16 protein-coding genes are annotated in these 14,951 nt (G+C 62.8%); 9 read left to right on the forward strand and 7 right to left on the reverse strand.

The window, feature by feature from the left end:
• Positions 1-50 precede the first annotated feature (50 nt).
• Both DPM35_RS11620 and DPM35_RS11625 read right to left on the reverse strand, forming a co-directional pair.
• Positions 51-833, reverse strand: coding sequence for a formyl transferase (locus tag DPM35_RS11620; RefSeq protein WP_112127787.1), 783 nt, complete (start codon positions 831-833; stop codon positions 51-53).
• A gap of 95 nt (positions 834-928) precedes the next feature.
• Positions 929-1,504 (reverse strand): DUF4893 domain-containing protein, encoded by a 576-nt coding sequence (locus tag DPM35_RS11625; RefSeq protein WP_112127418.1) that lies wholly within the window; start codon positions 1,502-1,504, stop codon positions 929-931.
• Positions 1,505-1,627: 123 nt separating this feature from the next.
• Between DPM35_RS11625 and DPM35_RS11630 the strand changes: the two genes are divergently transcribed.
• The gene (locus DPM35_RS11630; protein ID WP_112127419.1) at positions 1,628-2,542 is read left to right on the forward strand and encodes an NAD-dependent epimerase/dehydratase family protein; all 915 of its coding nucleotides are present in this window, start codon (positions 1,628-1,630) and stop codon (positions 2,540-2,542) included.
• Positions 2,543-2,554: 12 nt separating this feature from the next.
• Here DPM35_RS11630 and DPM35_RS11635 read toward each other — a convergent pair whose 3' ends face one another.
• Positions 2,555-3,187, reverse strand: a complete 633-nt coding sequence (locus DPM35_RS11635) for a DUF1638 domain-containing protein (RefSeq protein WP_112127420.1) — start codon at positions 3,185-3,187, stop codon at positions 2,555-2,557.
• 51 nt (positions 3,188-3,238) lie between these two features.
• Here DPM35_RS11635 and DPM35_RS11640 point away from each other — a divergent pair, with 51 nt between their 5' ends.
• On the forward strand, positions 3,239-3,373 hold the full coding sequence (locus DPM35_RS11640; protein WP_041003961.1) for an entericidin A/B family lipoprotein: 135 nt from the start codon (positions 3,239-3,241) through the stop codon (positions 3,371-3,373).
• Positions 3,374-3,449: 76 nt separating this feature from the next.
• Here the strand turns inward: DPM35_RS11640 and DPM35_RS11645 are convergent, their stop codons facing one another.
• Positions 3,450-4,148, reverse strand: coding sequence for a corrinoid protein (locus DPM35_RS11645; RefSeq protein ID WP_040969813.1), 699 nt, complete (start codon positions 4,146-4,148; stop codon positions 3,450-3,452).
• Positions 4,149-4,420: 272 nt separating this feature from the next.
• Between DPM35_RS11645 and DPM35_RS11655 the strand changes: the two genes are divergently transcribed.
• The 6 genes from DPM35_RS11655 (at position 4,421) to DPM35_RS11680 (ending at position 11,047) form a co-directional block, all read left to right on the forward strand.
• The gene (locus DPM35_RS11655; protein ID WP_112127421.1) at positions 4,421-5,995 is read left to right on the forward strand and encodes a trimethylamine methyltransferase family protein; all 1,575 of its coding nucleotides are present in this window, start codon (positions 4,421-4,423) and stop codon (positions 5,993-5,995) included.
• 89 nt (positions 5,996-6,084) lie between these two features.
• Positions 6,085-6,774 carry a 4Fe-4S dicluster domain-containing protein gene (locus tag DPM35_RS11660; protein ID WP_112127422.1) on the forward strand — a complete coding sequence of 230 codons (690 nt, stop codon included), beginning with the start codon at positions 6,085-6,087 and terminating at the stop codon, positions 6,772-6,774.
• Between the two features lie 104 nt (positions 6,775-6,878).
• The gene (locus tag DPM35_RS11665; protein WP_112127423.1) at positions 6,879-7,610 is read left to right on the forward strand and encodes a dienelactone hydrolase family protein; all 732 of its coding nucleotides are present in this window, start codon (positions 6,879-6,881) and stop codon (positions 7,608-7,610) included.
• A 196-nt stretch (positions 7,611-7,806) separates the two neighbouring features.
• Entirely contained in the window at positions 7,807-8,370 is a 564-nt protein-coding gene (locus tag DPM35_RS11670; RefSeq protein ID WP_112127424.1) for an RNA polymerase sigma factor, read from the forward strand.
• Positions 8,371-8,372: 2 nt separating this feature from the next.
• Positions 8,373-10,550, forward strand: a complete 2,178-nt coding sequence (locus tag DPM35_RS11675; protein WP_112127425.1) for a vWA domain-containing protein — start codon at positions 8,373-8,375, stop codon at positions 10,548-10,550.
• A 224-nt stretch (positions 10,551-10,774) separates the two neighbouring features.
• A complete protein-coding gene (locus DPM35_RS11680) occupies positions 10,775-11,047 on the forward strand; it encodes a hypothetical protein (protein ID WP_245431504.1) in 273 nt (90 codons plus the stop codon).
• 9 nt (positions 11,048-11,056) lie between these two features.
• On the opposite strand, the gene bmt is transcribed toward DPM35_RS11680, so the two are convergent.
• The 3 genes from bmt to DPM35_RS11695 form a co-directional block, all read right to left on the reverse strand.
• Positions 11,057-12,073, reverse strand: a complete 1,017-nt coding sequence (gene bmt / locus DPM35_RS11685; protein WP_112127789.1) for a betaine--homocysteine S-methyltransferase — start codon at positions 12,071-12,073, stop codon at positions 11,057-11,059.
• 84 nt (positions 12,074-12,157) lie between these two features.
• Positions 12,158-12,760 carry a DUF1989 domain-containing protein gene (locus DPM35_RS11690; RefSeq protein ID WP_245431505.1) on the reverse strand — a complete coding sequence of 201 codons (603 nt, stop codon included), beginning with the start codon at positions 12,758-12,760 and terminating at the stop codon, positions 12,158-12,160.
• A gap of 51 nt (positions 12,761-12,811) precedes the next feature.
• Positions 12,812-13,669, reverse strand: a complete 858-nt coding sequence (locus tag DPM35_RS11695; protein WP_112127426.1) for a helix-turn-helix domain-containing protein — start codon at positions 13,667-13,669, stop codon at positions 12,812-12,814.
• Between the two features lie 249 nt (positions 13,670-13,918).
• On the opposite strand from DPM35_RS11695, the gene DPM35_RS11700 reads away from it, so the two are divergent.
• Positions 13,919-14,920, forward strand: coding sequence for a fatty acid desaturase (locus tag DPM35_RS11700; protein ID WP_181591992.1), 1,002 nt, complete (start codon positions 13,919-13,921; stop codon positions 14,918-14,920).
• The last annotated feature ends 31 nt before the right edge of the window (positions 14,921-14,951 follow it).

The following is a 14,951-nucleotide window of genomic DNA, read 5'->3' on the forward strand; positions in this document are numbered from 1 at the left end:
GCGACGCTGGCGATGGCGCAAAGCGAATGCTGGAATCCGTTACCTGCCGATCACCAGACGCGCTTGGTCAGGCCGGTCCAGAGATAGAACCAGATCGTCGGGTGATACCACTGCTTCGACGGCAGGTCGGGATCGATAGTTTCCAGTCTGCCGGCCAACGCGTTGCCGACAGCTTCGACACAGATATCGCGCGAAAAGGCGGCTTGGCGCAGCGCATAGCTGGCGATCGTGTCGCCCGTCTCGGGCTTGCCGCGCACCTGCTTCAGCACACCGCCGGTGTCGACGCCGGCATCGACCAGATGCACCGTGGTGCCGAAATTCCCTTGATCGCCGGAGGCTAGCGCCCAGTAGCCGCCATTCATGCCGCGATATTTTGGCGCGATGCCAGCGTGATAGTTGAGCACTGGGCAAGGCATCTTCGCCAGCGTGTCCTTCGATAGCATCCTGCAGCCGGCGAGCAGGACAACGCCCGGCTTGATGCCGACGATTTCCTTCAGGCATTCCGGCCCGTTGGCCGAAGGCACATGGATGATCGCTTGGCCCTGCCGCGGCTCGGTCGCGAGCTTTTCCTCGGCAATCAGCCGCTCGGCGTGACCGGCAAGGAAGCGCTTGCCGAGCCTGGTCAGCACCATCGTGCCCAGCTGGCCGATGGCTGAAACCCAGCCCTGGCGCCGTGCACGGCCCAAGAGCAAGCGCTTTTTGGATTCAGGGGCTTCGAGGATGACGCTGACGGGACCGAGCCGATCGGTAATCGCGTTGACGATGGCCCAGATATGCGGGCCACCTTCCGTGACGACCACGATCGGTCGCGTACTCGATTCCGACGCTGCCACGGCAAACACCCGCTCCAAAGACCGGGCGCATGCTATGCGGGGCGGGTTAATCCTTGGTGTGCCGGAGGCGTCTCAGCCGGCATGGAAGGTCCGGCTCAGCGCTTGAATTCCATGATGTCGAGCTTCGATTCGTAATAGGGCGCGGGGAATTCGATCCGCCATTCGCTGGCGCTGTTGCGGAAGGCGTAGCCGACCTGATCGCTTTCGGGGCCGCTGCCATAGGGTTTGGGCTTGTCGTCATTGACCGAGAACGAGCCGAGATAGATGGCGCGCTTGTCGTTGTCGTCGAAGAAACGGCCGGTTGAGCGTTGCGAGCCGGTGATCTTCGTAAGCCGCCAGCCGGAGCCGTCGTCTGTCACCTTGCACTTGAACCAGCCATAGATGACGAGCGGGCTGATACCTCCTGCCTTGATGGTGCGGCACTTCCAGTTGCCGGTGAGATCCTTGTCGGAGAAGGCGACGAGAGGCCTGGCGAGCAGGTCATCCAGTTGCTTGACCTCCGACGGATTGCCGGCCTTTGCCTCCTCGAGGGCCGCCTTGCGCGTCTCGCCGTATTTCTCCAGTCGCGTCTTGTCCGCGGCGGTGATCAGCTTCTGCACCTCGCCGTCGGCACGGGCAGGCAAGGTGAGGGCGATGAGGCCGAGAGCGGCAAAAAGCAGGCGAGGGGTCATCAAATCGTTTCCTCAAATCGATGGCTGGAACAGTTCTTTTCGTCACTGGCGCACAACTTACCGGTTCGCGCTCGCCTGTCATCCGTGCTTAACAGCGTGGGCTCGAAAAATGGCGGTTGATCGATGCGGATCTTGCTCACGGGATCGTCCGGCTGGCTGGGCAGCGCGCTGGGGCCTCGGCTCGAGGCGCTCGGCCATCACGTCATCGGCCTTGATCCGGTTACGTCGGCGCTTACGCAGGTAGTTGGCTCGATCGCGGATCGCGAGCTTGTCCTGAAGACCGTTCGCGAGAATCGCATAGAGGCGATCATGCACAGCGGCGCGCTGCATAAGCCAAACATCGAACACTATGAGAACAGCGCCTTCGTCGCGACGAATGTGCAAGGCACGCTCAACCTGCTCGACGCGGCCGTGGCCTATGGTGTGAAGCGCTTCGTCTTCACCTCGACGACGTCGCTGATGATCTCGCAGGCGATCCGCGCAGGCTTCCAGGGCGACGCGCGCAAGGCGGCCTGGCTGACCGAGGAGATGTCGCCGGAGCCGCGCAACATCTATGGCGTGACGAAGCTTTCGGCCGAACATCTGTGCCGTCTCTATCATATCGAGCACGGGCTGCCGGTGGTGGTGCTGCGCACGGCGCGCTTCTTCCCCGAAGCGGACGACATGGCGCATGCCATCGAGCAATCGGATGCCAACACCAAGGCGAACGAATTGCTGTTTCGGCGGCTGACGGTGGAGGATGCGGCCGAGGCCCATGTCGCGGCGCTGGAGAAGGCGCCGGAACTCGGCTTCGACGTCTTCATCGTCTCGGCGCCGACGCCGTTCAGGCCGCAGGATTGCGCGGAACTGATCGCCGACGCGCCGTCGGTCGTCGCGCGCTATTTCCCCGACTATGCGCGACTCTACGCCAAAAGGGGTTGGACAATGTTCTCGTCGATCGACCGCGTTTACGATCCGTCGCGGGCAAGGCAGCGGCTGGGTTTCGTCTGTAAGACCAGCTTCGCCGATGTGCTTGCGGCGCTGGCGGCAGAGGCGTGAAGATCGGCCTTCTCAGGCGGCGCCCCGTGCCGCCCGCGCCAGTTCGCTGGTCAGATCACCATAGCCGGTCGATCGGCGCTCATAAGTAAGCCCGAGCATAATTGCGGCTTTCTCGGCGACCTTGTCGAGCTCCGGATCGTCGGTCTGCGCGAGATAGATGAGCTTCTCGTAGTTGCCGAAATAGTCCTTGATCAGCTCGGGATGCCGGTCGAGGCCGAGCGGCTTGATGAAGAAGGCCTCGAACTGACGGCAGAGGAAGTCGGTCATGTAGAACGACATCATGTCGCCGTCGGCCACCTTCGCATAGGCGTCCATGCCCTGGTAGAAGGCAAAGCAATGCGGTCCGGCCATGCGCTCGACGCCGTGTTTCTCGATAACATTGTCGAGCAGGCCGCCCGTGCCGCAATCGGCATAGCCGACGAAGATGTGATCGTAGCCTTCCGCCTTGGCCTTCTCGATCGCCTTATCCATCGCCGGCGCGATGCGGTCCGGATAGAAATGGAACTCGGCCGGCAGGCAGGTCAGTTCGAGATGGTCGAGCTTTAGCTGTTGCTTGACGGCCAAAACTTCGCGCGCAATCATTCCGCAGGCGATGACGAGCAGCCTGTCTGTTTGATTCGGTTCCGTTTTTTGCGTCTTGACCAAGTCGGGCCGGCTTTCGCTGGGGCTTAATATTTGTCGAGGGAGACACCGTCCATGAAACTGCTACGCATCGCGCCGATCGCCATCCTGGCCTGCGCGCTTGCACTCACCGCCTGCGCCAACACCATCCGGGGCGTCGGCAAGGACGTCAAATCGACGGCAAGGGCGGTCAAAGACACTGTCAACTGATCTTCTCCCATCATCTGGGGACAAAAAAGCCGCGCTGCAAGGCGCGGCTTTTTTTGATCCATCCTGATGCCTTGGGTCAGGCGGAAGCGCGAACGTTGTGCTTGCGCTTCATGAAGTCCTTGGCGGTCTCGACCGCCACAGCCGCGTCGCGGCAATAGGCATCGGCGCCGACGGCCTTGCCGAATTCCTCATTGAGCGGCGCGCCGCCGACCAGCACGACATAGTCGTCGCGGATGCCCTTTTCCTTCATCGTGTCGATGACAACCTTCATATAGGGCATGGTGGTGGTGAGCAGCGCCGACATGCCGATGATGTCGGGCTGGTGCTGCTCGATGGCGTCCAGATATTTCTCGACCGCGTTGTTGATGCCGAGGTCGATGACGTCGAAGCCGGCGCCTTCCATCATCATGCCGACGAGGTTCTTGCCGATGTCGTGGATGTCGCCCTTGACGGTGCCGATCACCATCTTGCCCTGCTTCGGCGCGCCGGTGGCGGCGAGCAGCGGACGCAGGATCGCCATGCCGGCCTTCATGGCGTTGGCCGACAGCAGCACTTCCGGCACGAAGAGGATGCCGTCGCGAAAATCTTCGCCGACGATGCGCATGCCCTCGACCAGCGCCTCGGTCAGCACCGTATAGGGCTGCCAGCCGCGCTCCAGAAGGATGTTCGTGCCTTCCTCGATTTCTTCCTTCAGCCCGTCATAGAGGTCGTCGTGCATCTGCTGCACAAGCTCCTCGTCGGAAAGCTCGGAAAGGATGATCTCGTCGTCGGACATTTTTTCTCGGGCTCCTTGCTGCTCGGAATGACTGCGGCAGCCTAAAAATCGATGCGCCAATACCTAACCCGCGAGGGCAAGCTAGCCATAGCTGATTTGCGACTTCCCGCAAAAGGAAAGCGACTGAAAAGTTGGCGCTTTTCTTGTCGATTTTGCGACAGGCGTTGGCGCTGGCTGGCCGTTTCCAATAGGGTGCATGGCTACGATCCGGCAAGAAGCGGCGACGATGGGCCGCCCCAGCCAATTCAGGCCAAGTTATAGGAAGAACGATCATGAGCGATAACGCGGCAGTCGAGCAGGAAGCGTCGAGCGGACGGCGCGGTCGCGGCGCCAGTGGCGGCGCGGCGGCACGCCGAGCAGCCCGTTCGGGCGGCGGTCCAGGCACCCAGCTCACCTACATCAAGCGCAAGATCAACGTCTACGAGGTCCTCAACGAGGAAGGCCTGGCGCTGATCGAGAAGAACACCGACACGGTTCTGGAAGAGATCGGCATCATTTTCCGCGATGACGCCGAGGCGCTGGCGCTGTGGAAAGAAGCGGGGGCCGACGTCAAGGGCGAGCGCGTGCACTTCCCCAAGGGCCTTTGCCGTTCGCTCTTGAAGACCGCGCCTTCGATCTACACCCAGCATGCGCGCAACCCGGAGCGTTCGGTGCAGATCGGCGGCAATGCGACCGTGTTCGCGCCGGTCTACGGCCCACCCTTCGTGCGAGACCTCGACGGCAATCGCCGCTACGCGACGATTGAGGATTTCCAGAATTTCGTGAAGCTCGCCTATATGGCGCCGTCGATCCACCATTCGGGCGGCACGGTCTGCGAGCCGGTCGACGTGCCGGTCAACAAGCGCCATCTCGATATGGTCTACAGCCACATCCGCTATTCGGACAAGCCGTTCATGGGTTCGGTGACGGCGCCGGAGCGGGCCGAGGACACGGTGGCGATGGCCAAGCTCGTGTTCGGCGACGACTTCGTCGAGAACAACACGGTGCTGACCAGCCTGATCAACGCCAACTCGCCTATGGTGTTCGACGAGACCATGCTCGGCGCCCTGAAAGTCTATTCGCGGCACAACCAGGCCTGCATCGTCACGCCGTTCATCCTGGCCGGCGCGATGAGCCCGGTGACGGTTGCCGGCACGCTGACGCAGGTGCTGGCAGAAGTGCTCGCCGGCGCCTCGTTCACGCAGCTGATCAAGCCCGGCGCGCCGGTGCTGTTCGGCACCTTCGCTTCGTCGATTTCGATGCAGTCGGGCGCCCCGACCTTCGGCACGCCGGAACCGTCGCTGGTCTCCTATGGCGCTGCTCAGCTGGCGCGCCGGCTCGGCCTGCCATTCCGCACCGGCGGCTCGCTCTGCGCCTCGAAGATCCCGGATGCGCAGGCGGCCTATGAGAGTGCCAACACGCTCAACTCGACGATCCTCGCCGGCACCAATTTCGTGCTGCATTCGGCCGGCTGGCTCGAGGGCGGCCTCGCCTCCTGCTACGAAAAGTTCATGATGGATATCGACCAGCTCGGCATGCAGCAGAAGTTTGCCGAGGGCGTCGACCTGTCGGAAAACGGCCAGGCGATGGACGCCATCCGCCAGGTCGGTCCGGGCAGCCATTATCTCGGTTGCGATCACACCCAAGCGAATTTCCAGACGGCCTTCTACCGCTCAAACATCGCCGACAACAATTCCTACGAGCAGTGGCTGGCCGAAGGCGAGAAGACCGCGCCGCAGCGCGCCAACGAGCTCGCCCGCCGCTGGCTGGAAAGCTACGAAGCGCCGCATCTCGATCCGGCGATCGACGAGGCGCTGAAGGAGTTCATCGCCAAGAAGAAGGGCTCGATGCCCGACGCCTTCACTTGAAAGGAGCCCGAGTCAGGCCGGGCTAAAGTCGCCAACATCATCCACAAGGAAGTCTGGCGGAGCGCGTTCTCCGACCCGGACCGAAAGGGATGACTTTTTCTCACGATCCGGTCGAGGAGGTCGCGAGAGCGCTCGCGGCCAGTGGCCTTTTGCTTCGCGGCGGTTTCAGCTTGGGCGAGGATGAGGCGGCGCCAGCCGGACTTTCCGGCGCTCCGGCAAGATCGATACTGCTCATCGGGCAGGCCGGCCCGGCGCCCTGGCCGCATTTCCAGCGCTGGCGGGAACGGCAGGCGAGGGACATCGCCAATCCGCTCGACAGCTGGTCGCGCGAGGTGATCGGCGCGGTGGCGAAGGAATTCGGCGCCCGCGCCGTGTCGCCTTCGGATCGGCCCTATCTGCCGTTCCAGCAATGGGCGATGCGGGCGGAAGGGCTGAAGCCGTCGCCGCTCGGCATCCTCATGCATCCGACCTACGGACTCTGGCATGCCTATCGCGGGGCGCTGCTGTTCGAGAACGGGCTTGGGCTCGCCGAACCTCACGCGGCGATTCATCTTTGCGACACATGTGTCGCAAAACCCTGCCTGAAATCCTGTCCGGTCGACGCCTATTCCGGGCAGGGCTTTGCCCATGAGATCTGTCTCGGGCATGTGCGCGGCCCGCACGGGGCGACCTGCAGAACAGCCGGCTGCCTCGACCGCAATGCCTGTCCGTACGGCACGAACTATCGCTATCCGGCTGACGTGCAGGCTTTCCATATGGCGGCGTTCGCCGGCCTGTAGGCATTCTTCTGAGCCGCACGGAAACTTGACCACCATTGAGATGTCGTGGCTTGCCCCGGCGGGCGGCGCGGATATCTATCGCGTGGCAACAAGCGGAGCGCGCAATGACGAAGCAGGATATTGAGATCAGGACCCAGGACGGCAAGGCGAAGGCTCGGCTGTTTCGTCCAGCCGCGCCGGCCAAGGTCGGAATCATCCTGTACATGGATATTTTCGGTCCGCGTCCGGCGCTCGACCAGATGGCAGAGCGCATCGCCGGGCTTGGCTACGCCGTGCTGGTGCCCGATCTCTTCTACCGCTATGCGCCCTATGGTCCGTTCGATCCCAAAACCGCCTTCGCCGATGAAAAGACCAAGGCCCTGCTGTTGATGTTGAGCGGCGGCACGACGCAGGGCATGACCATCCGCGACGGCGAGGCTTTCCTCGACGCGCTCGCCGCCGAAGGTGTGGATGGGCCGATCGGCGTCGTCGGCTATTGCATGGGCGGCGCGCGGGCGCTCAACGCGGCCGCGGCCTATCCCGACCGCATTGCTGCCGCGGCAAGCTTCCACGGCGGCAACCTGGCCAGCGACGCGCCCGACAGTCCGCACCGCAAGGCGGCCTCGATCGAGGCCCGCGTCTATGTCGGCGTCGCCGGCATCGACCGCAGCTTCCCGCCTGAGCAGTCGGCCCGGCTGGCGGAGGCGTTGAGGGTGGCCGAGGTTGACCATACGATCGAGAACTATGTCGGGGTCGGCCACGGCTGGTGCGTGCCGGATCATAGCGTGTATGACGAGGCGGGGGCTGAGAGGCACTGGAAACGGCTGACGACGTTTTTTGCTGAAACACTGGGCTGAGCCGTCATCGCGGCGGCAGCGCCGCCCCCTCATCCGCCCTTCGGGCGTTCGTCGTTCGAAAAGCCAAGCAATTGGCTTTCGTCCGCTACGCGGACCACTTCTCACCTCCCCGTAGAACGGGGACAAGGAACGGGTGCCGCAGAAAAATCTTTTCATCGCCCCAAGGATTGGTCATTAGCCTTCGTCCAACAGGCAAATGACGGCGATGATGCTGGACGACAGCGAAGCCTCCGATGCCGACTTGATCGTGCGGGCGAGGGGCGGAGACAGGGGGGCTTTCGGCAAACTGGTCGAAAGGCACTATGGCTTCGTCTATCGCGCCGCCTATCGCTGGTGCGGCAGGAAGGCCGATGCCGAGGACATCGCCCAGGACGTCTGTGTGCGGCTCGGCCGCGCGATCCGCGACTATCAGGGCAGCGGCGCGTTCACGACATGGCTCTATTCCATGACGCTGAATGCTTCGCGCGACATGATGCGCAAGCGTGCCCGCGACACTGCCAAGTCCGATGCCTACGGCGCCTATGCGTCGATCGCGGGCGAAGCGCAGGCGGAGAGTGACGATCCCGCCGAAGTATTGTGGGCCGCGGTACGGATGCTGCCCGACAAGCAGCGCGACGCTGTGCTGCTCGTCTATGGCGAAGGTCTCAACCATGCGGCGGCGGCGGCGGTGATGGCGATCTCGGAGACGACGGTTTCCTGGCACATCCATGAAGCGAAGAAACGGCTGAAGGTGCTGATGCGTTCAGCCGGGGAAGTGTGACCATGGTCGACGACAACGAACTCGAAAGGCTGCGCGACATCGCGGTACCGGCACCGGACGTGGAAGCGAAGGCGCGCGCGCTGGCCGCCGCAATGCAGGCGTTCGACCTCGATGAAAAAAATTCGACGGCCCCCCAAGGAACGCCCGCAGGCCTTCGTCTCACGGAGCGAGCACAGAAGCTCTGGAGAGACATCATGCAACGGAAACTCATTGCCACGCCGGCCATCACCGCGCTGGTTGCGCTGCCTATCGCCGGCTATGCCGCTTTCGAGATGCTGAAGGAGCAGCCGCCGGTCATCGGCGGCAAAGGCACGGTCACCGAGACGGTGGCCGACAAGCCGGTTGCGCAAAAGCCTGTGCAGGAACAACCAGCGATCAACGAGCCGCTGGCAGGAGCGCCCGCCAAGGAGAAGAAGACCGACGCCGACAGCGAAAGACGCGTTGAAGATGAGGCGAAGGTTGCGCCGACAGCGCAGCCGACCGCTGAACTGAGCCAATCAAACGACTTGGCAAGGCGCGAAGACGGGACGTTGAAAGATTACGCCAAGCAGGAACTGGCGCCAAAGGCAGTGCCTGCGACGCCGCCGGCACCGGCAGAGGTTGACCAACTCGCTGCCGGTGGGCGCGCGAATACCCAGGCGCCGGCAACCGCGATGCAGTCTGCCCAGATGCCGGCTGGCGCGGTCGCCGCTTCCAAGCTGATGGTGCAGCCAGCGCCCATGCCGTCCGACCAGATGCAGCCGCGGGAGGAAAACCGCGACCGCATCGAGACCTTCAAGACCAACCCGGTCCATGAGACCGCGCAGGACCCTGTCTCGACCTTCTCGATCGATGTCGACACTGCCTCCTATTCCTTCGTGCGGCGCTCGCTGAAGGAAGGCAGCTTGCCTGATCCGGACACGGTCCGCGTCGAGGAGATGATCAACTACTTCCCCTATGACTGGAAGGGGCCGGATTCGGCGTCGACGCCGTTCAACTCGACCGTCACTGTCATGCCGACGCCGTGGAACGAGCACACCAAGCTCATGCATGTCGCGATCAAGGGTTTCGACGTGAAGCCGGCCGAGCAGCCCAAAGCCAACCTCGTCTTCCTGATCGATGTGTCGGGCTCGATGGACGAACCGGACAAGCTGCCGCTGCTCAAATCCGCGTTCCGCCTGCTGGTCAGCAAGCTCAAGGCCGACGACACCGTCTCGATCGTCACCTATGCCGGCAATGCAGGCACGGTACTGATGCCGACCAAGGCGGCGGAAAAGCAGAAGATCCTTGCGGCCATCGACAATCTCGAGCCCGGCGGATCGACGGCGGGCGAGGAGGGCATTCGTGAAGCCTACAAGCTTGCGCAGCAATCCTTCGTCAAGGACGGCGTCAACCGCGTGATGCTTGCCACCGACGGCGACTTCAATGTCGGCCAGACCGATGACGAGGATCTCAAGCGGCTGATCGAGAGCGAGCGCAAGACCGGCGTGTTTCTGTCGGTATTCGGCTTCGGCCGCGGCAATCTGAACGACCAGATGATGCAGACCATCGCCCAGAACGGCAACGGCACGGCCGCCTATATCGACACTTTGGCCGAAGCCGAGAAGGTGCTGGTGGAGGATGCCTCCTCGACGCTGTTCACCATCGCCAAGGACGTCAAAATCCAGGTCGAGTTCAATCCGGCCAAGGTCTCCGAATACCGTCTCGTCGGTTATGAGACCCGGGCCCTGAAACGCGAGGATTTCAACAATGATCGCGTCGATGCCGGTGATATCGGCTCCGGTCACTCCGTGACCGCGGTCTACGAAATCACGCCGAAAGGCAGCGGCGGCGAGCAGGTCGACCCGCTGCGCTACGGTCAGGCCAAGGTCGACAATGGCGGCGTCGCCAATGCCGACGAATATGCGTTCGTCAAGATCCGCTACAAGCTGCCGAACGAGAATGTCTCGAAGCTCATCACCACGCCGGTGACCGCCGCCAACGAGGTCTCGTCCTTCGATACAGCCGGCGCCGACCAGCGTTTCTCGGTAGCCGTCGCGGCCTTCGGGCAGAAGCTGCGCGACGAGGATCAGACGGCGAATTTCGGCTATGACCGGATCGCCGAGATCGCCAATGCCGCGCGCGGCGCCGATCCGTTCGGCTACAGGGCGGAGTTCCTGTCGCTGGTGCGCCTGGCCTCGTCGCTGGACGGCAACAAATAGGGCACTGCGAATTGAAGAAACGCCGGCGGGACGAGGCGCGTCGCGGTGCGACGCGCTTAGTCCTTTTTTGATGCATGTCGTTACCCCAGAACCGCTGCACACTTCTGGGCGACATGCATTGTCCCGCCGGCCTTTTGTCGATCATTAAATTGCGCGGCTTTTCCGGAACCTCGTCGCAATTAACTTTTGTTAGTTCGTGCTCATGGAATTTTGGGGGACCAGCAGTGCATATCACGACAATCGGCAATGCGAACACCACGGCGGCCAATGCGCCGGTGCGGGGATCGTCGGAGGCTTCGGCTGAATCGGCGCGCATCCGAAACGATGTCGATGCCGCCCGCAACACAGCGCTCTCGGCACTCAACAACGACCGGTTTCGCGTGATGCTGGAGCAGATCACCGATCCAGGCGCGTCGGGTGCGCTGGCGACGATGAATTCCGAGAACGTCGTCGATTTCAATACGGCGCTGTCGCGCTACGCCGAAAACAGCAAATAAGCAGGCCCGTCAGGCGCGGCTGCGCCTGCGTTCCCGCCTGCCTTCGCCGGCTTCACCAGCGCTTGCCATCTTGTTGCGCATCGGGCCGATGCGCTCGATGATCGTCGCCACGGTCGGGCGCTCCGCCTTGGTGTGCGCGTCGAGCGCCTTGCGCATGGCGGTGAGGTGGGCGAAGGAGGTGCCGCAGCAGCCGCCCACGATCTTCGCGCCGGCATCGACCGCCAGCCGCACATAATCGGACATCAGCTCCGGCGTGCCGGAATAATGGATCTCGCTGCCGCGGAATTCCGGAATGCCGCAATTGCCCTTGACGATCACCGTCGCCTCCGGCTTCGCCTCGGTCATGTCGAGCAGCGAAGCGAGGATATCGGAAGCGCCGACGCCGCAATTGGCGCCGACACCGAGCGGAGCCTGCGACAGCCCGTCGGCGACGGCGTGGATGTCCTTCGGCAGCAGGCCCATCATGGTGCGGCCTGCGGTGTCGAAGGAACCGGTATAGGTATAGGGCAGGCCGACGCGGATGGCGGCTTCGGCCGCGGCGCGGATCTCGTCGGGCGCCGACATGGTCTCGATCCAGGCGACTTCGGCGCCGCCGGCCTTGAGGCCTTCAATCTGCTCGGCAAAGGCATCGACGGCGTCGTCATAGGTCAGGGCGCCGAGCGGCACCAGCAGCTCGCCGGTCGGGCCGACGGAGCCGGCGACGATCACCTTGCGGCCGGCCTTGTCGGCGACGGAACGGGCGATCTCGGCGGCGCGTTTGTTCAGCTCGTGCACGCGCTCCTGCGCATGATGCAGCTTGAGCCGGTGGCGGGTACCGCCGAAAGAGTTGGTCAGGATGATGTCGGCGCCGGCATCGACGAAGTTCTGATGCAGGCTGGCAATGGTTTCGGGCGCCGTCTCGTTGAGGAGTTCGGGCGCCTCGCCGGCTGGCAGGCCCATGGCGAACAGATTGGTGCCGGTGGCGCCGTCGGCCAGAAGCACACCCTTTTCGGCCAGCAGTGCGTGAATGGGGTTGGTCGCGGTCATGGCCATAACTTTCGTATTTGGAATTCAAATAACGATATAAAGAAGTCTTTATGTCCAGTCAACGAGCTTGCGGCCGCAAAGGCCTTACGCGGCCGAGGTGATCTCGACCTCGATCTCGGTGCAGGCATCGCCATTGGTCGGGTGGTGATCGACCGAGCAGGCGGTGACGACAAGCAGGAGGTCCTGTTCGGCGCGCAACCTCACGTAACCGCCCGGCGGATTGACGGAAGCCTCGACCACCAAGGTTCCGTCCGGCTGCGGCAAGGAGTTCTGGAACAGGTCGACCGGATCGGGCGCGAAGGGGAGGTCGATGCCTTCCGCGCCGAGCGCCTTCATCAGATTGTCGCGGCAGTTCGGGTGGTTCGGCAGGCCGGCGCGTTCGTAGAGCGCGCTGTCGCAGGCCGGGTAGAGCATGTCATGCGGCCCGGGCGAGGCGTCCTCGACCAGCGTCAGCATGATCTTGCCGGCGGCGCTGTAGAAATGGTCGCCAGGTTTCGGGAACAGCCGCTCGGTAATGTCGCGGGTCTGCGACGTGCTCAGCCAGTCGAGCCGGCCTTCGGTCGAGAAGGCCCAGAGGTCGGACACCTGCTTGCCCTTGGGATCGATGATGCGGATCAGATCGCCGCGCCTGACGCGTATGGAACGGCCCGATTGAGGAGGAACAACGATATGACGCAGTTGTTGCATGGGTTTCCCTGAAGCGGTGAGCCGCGGCCAGAATGATATTGATGCCTGCGCTCAGCCAGAGCCTGACGGGAAGGACATTGAAGCCAGCTTCTGCGCGAAGCTCGCCGCCTCATGCGCGTTGATGTCGGCGGCACGGATCAGATTGTCGAAATGGCTGGTGAGCGTGCGGATCGGCTGGGTCGCGTTCAACACCAGATACATGTCACCGACATAGATGGCAGCGCGGTAGGGGCCGAAGATCGTATAAGGGATCGAATAGCGCATGCGTCCGTCATAGAGGAACAGGCGGAAGGTCGGGTAAAGGTCGTCGAGGAGTGCTGCCATGTGCAGCAACTGGGCGCGGCGGTCGGCTTCGGGAAAGCGATCCCAGACGCCGAGGCCGCGCGCGAAGATCTCCAGCGTGTGGCGCGGCATGCAGACCTCCATGTCGGTCTCCGGCCGCCGGTTGTAGTCGATGCGGTACTGCGTTTCGCCGGCCTGCGCCTCACGGCTCTTGTTGGTTATTCCGGCCTCATATTCGACCAGCGCCTCGGTGCGCAAAAGGTCAGGGATGCCTGCCGGCACGTAACGGATTTTCGTGCCTGCCGCCTCGGCATGCCACTTGGCGAGCAACGTGCGGTCGAAACCGTCCGGCGCCTCCTCGATCTCGAGGCTCTCTCTGATTTCGCCGGTGACCCCCTCGTCCTGGGAGAGGCCCAGCAGCCAGTCGAGCGACACTTTGAACTCGGCCGCGATGTTGAGAAGCGTCTCGGCACGGGGCAGGCGGGTCGAGGCGCCTGACAGGAGCTGCGACAACGCCGAGCGATCGATGCCGACGGTGGCTGCGAAGGCCGACTGGTTAAGATCGGATCGTGTCAAGAGCATTTTCAACCGTTCCCGGAAGAGGGTCGACAGGTCGCGCTTGTCCATCACGCTGCTCCCGCTTTGGAGAGGAAAAATTTGCGCCGGGACCGTATTGAACGTGGCTCAGGCGGAAATGAATCCCCATATTTGTTTACAATGTATAACATATGCGGCTGAAAATGCGCACTCGCAACAGTTTGTGCGCATTGTCGCGTTGATGTCACGGTAGGCTCCTGACACAATGCTGTCAGGAATCGAGGGGGTTCCGGCGACTGAAAGGCAGTGGTCGATAGCATGGCAGGCATGAATACCGGCATGAACAAGAGACGCAGCAGCACACCGGCAATCGAATGGCCGACTGTATTTCTCGCACTCTTCTGCTACGGCGCATGGCTCGCCGCCGGCTTGCTCCTCTGGCCATCCCATCCGCTGATCGCACTGATCGCCCTGGCGCTGATCCTGGCGCTGCAATCCTCGCTGATGCATGAAGTGCTGCACGGCCACCCGACCCGCAGCGCCCGCATCAACGAAGCCTTCGTCTTCCTGCCGATCGGACTTGTCTGGCCGTTCCGGCGTTTCAAGACCATCCATCTTCGCCACCATGCCGACGAGCGGCTGACCGATCCGCTCGACGACCCGGAGAGCTACTACCAGGCGCTCTGGATGCACGAGGAACTGCCTCCAACGATGAAGTTGCTGCTCAAGGTCAACAACACCATGGTCGGCCGCTTGATCCTCGGCCCGTGGCTGTCCTCGGTCGGCTTCTTCATCGATGACGTCAAGCAGATCGCAGCGGGCGACAAGGCAATCCGCAAGGCATGGCTGCTGCATGTCATCGGCATTGCCGTGGTTGCGCCGATCGTCACCTTCGGCTTCGGCATTCCGCTCTGGCTCTATGTACTGGTGCCGGTCTGGCTCGGACAGTCGCTGATTTCGGTGCGCACCTATGCCGAGCACCAGTGGTCCGAACATCCGGAAGGGCGCACCATCATCGTTGAACGCTCGCCGCTGTCGTTCCTGTTCCTCAACAACAACCTGCATTTCGTGCATCACAAGAGCCCGACGGTTGCGTGGTACAGATTGCCGAAGCTGTTCCGCGAGCGCCGCGAGGAATGGCTGCGGATGAACAACGGCTATGTCTATCCGAACTATCTGGCCCTGATCAAATCCTTCGCCTTCAAGGCCAAGGAACCGGTCATCCATCCGGTATTGCGCCGCTCGCCCGAACCTGGCCGCGCCTTCAAGCCTCGCGTCAGGGCGCGCAATGTCAACGGGCTTGGAACAGCGCCGGTTCCGGCGGAGCCGCCGAAGGAGTAATCTCGGCTTTCCGCGACCGCTTTTTCGCGGC

Origin of the sequence: Mesorhizobium atlanticum (assembly GCF_003289965.1) — a bacterium.
Lineage (GTDB): Bacteria > Pseudomonadota > Alphaproteobacteria > Rhizobiales > Rhizobiaceae > Mesorhizobium > Mesorhizobium atlanticum.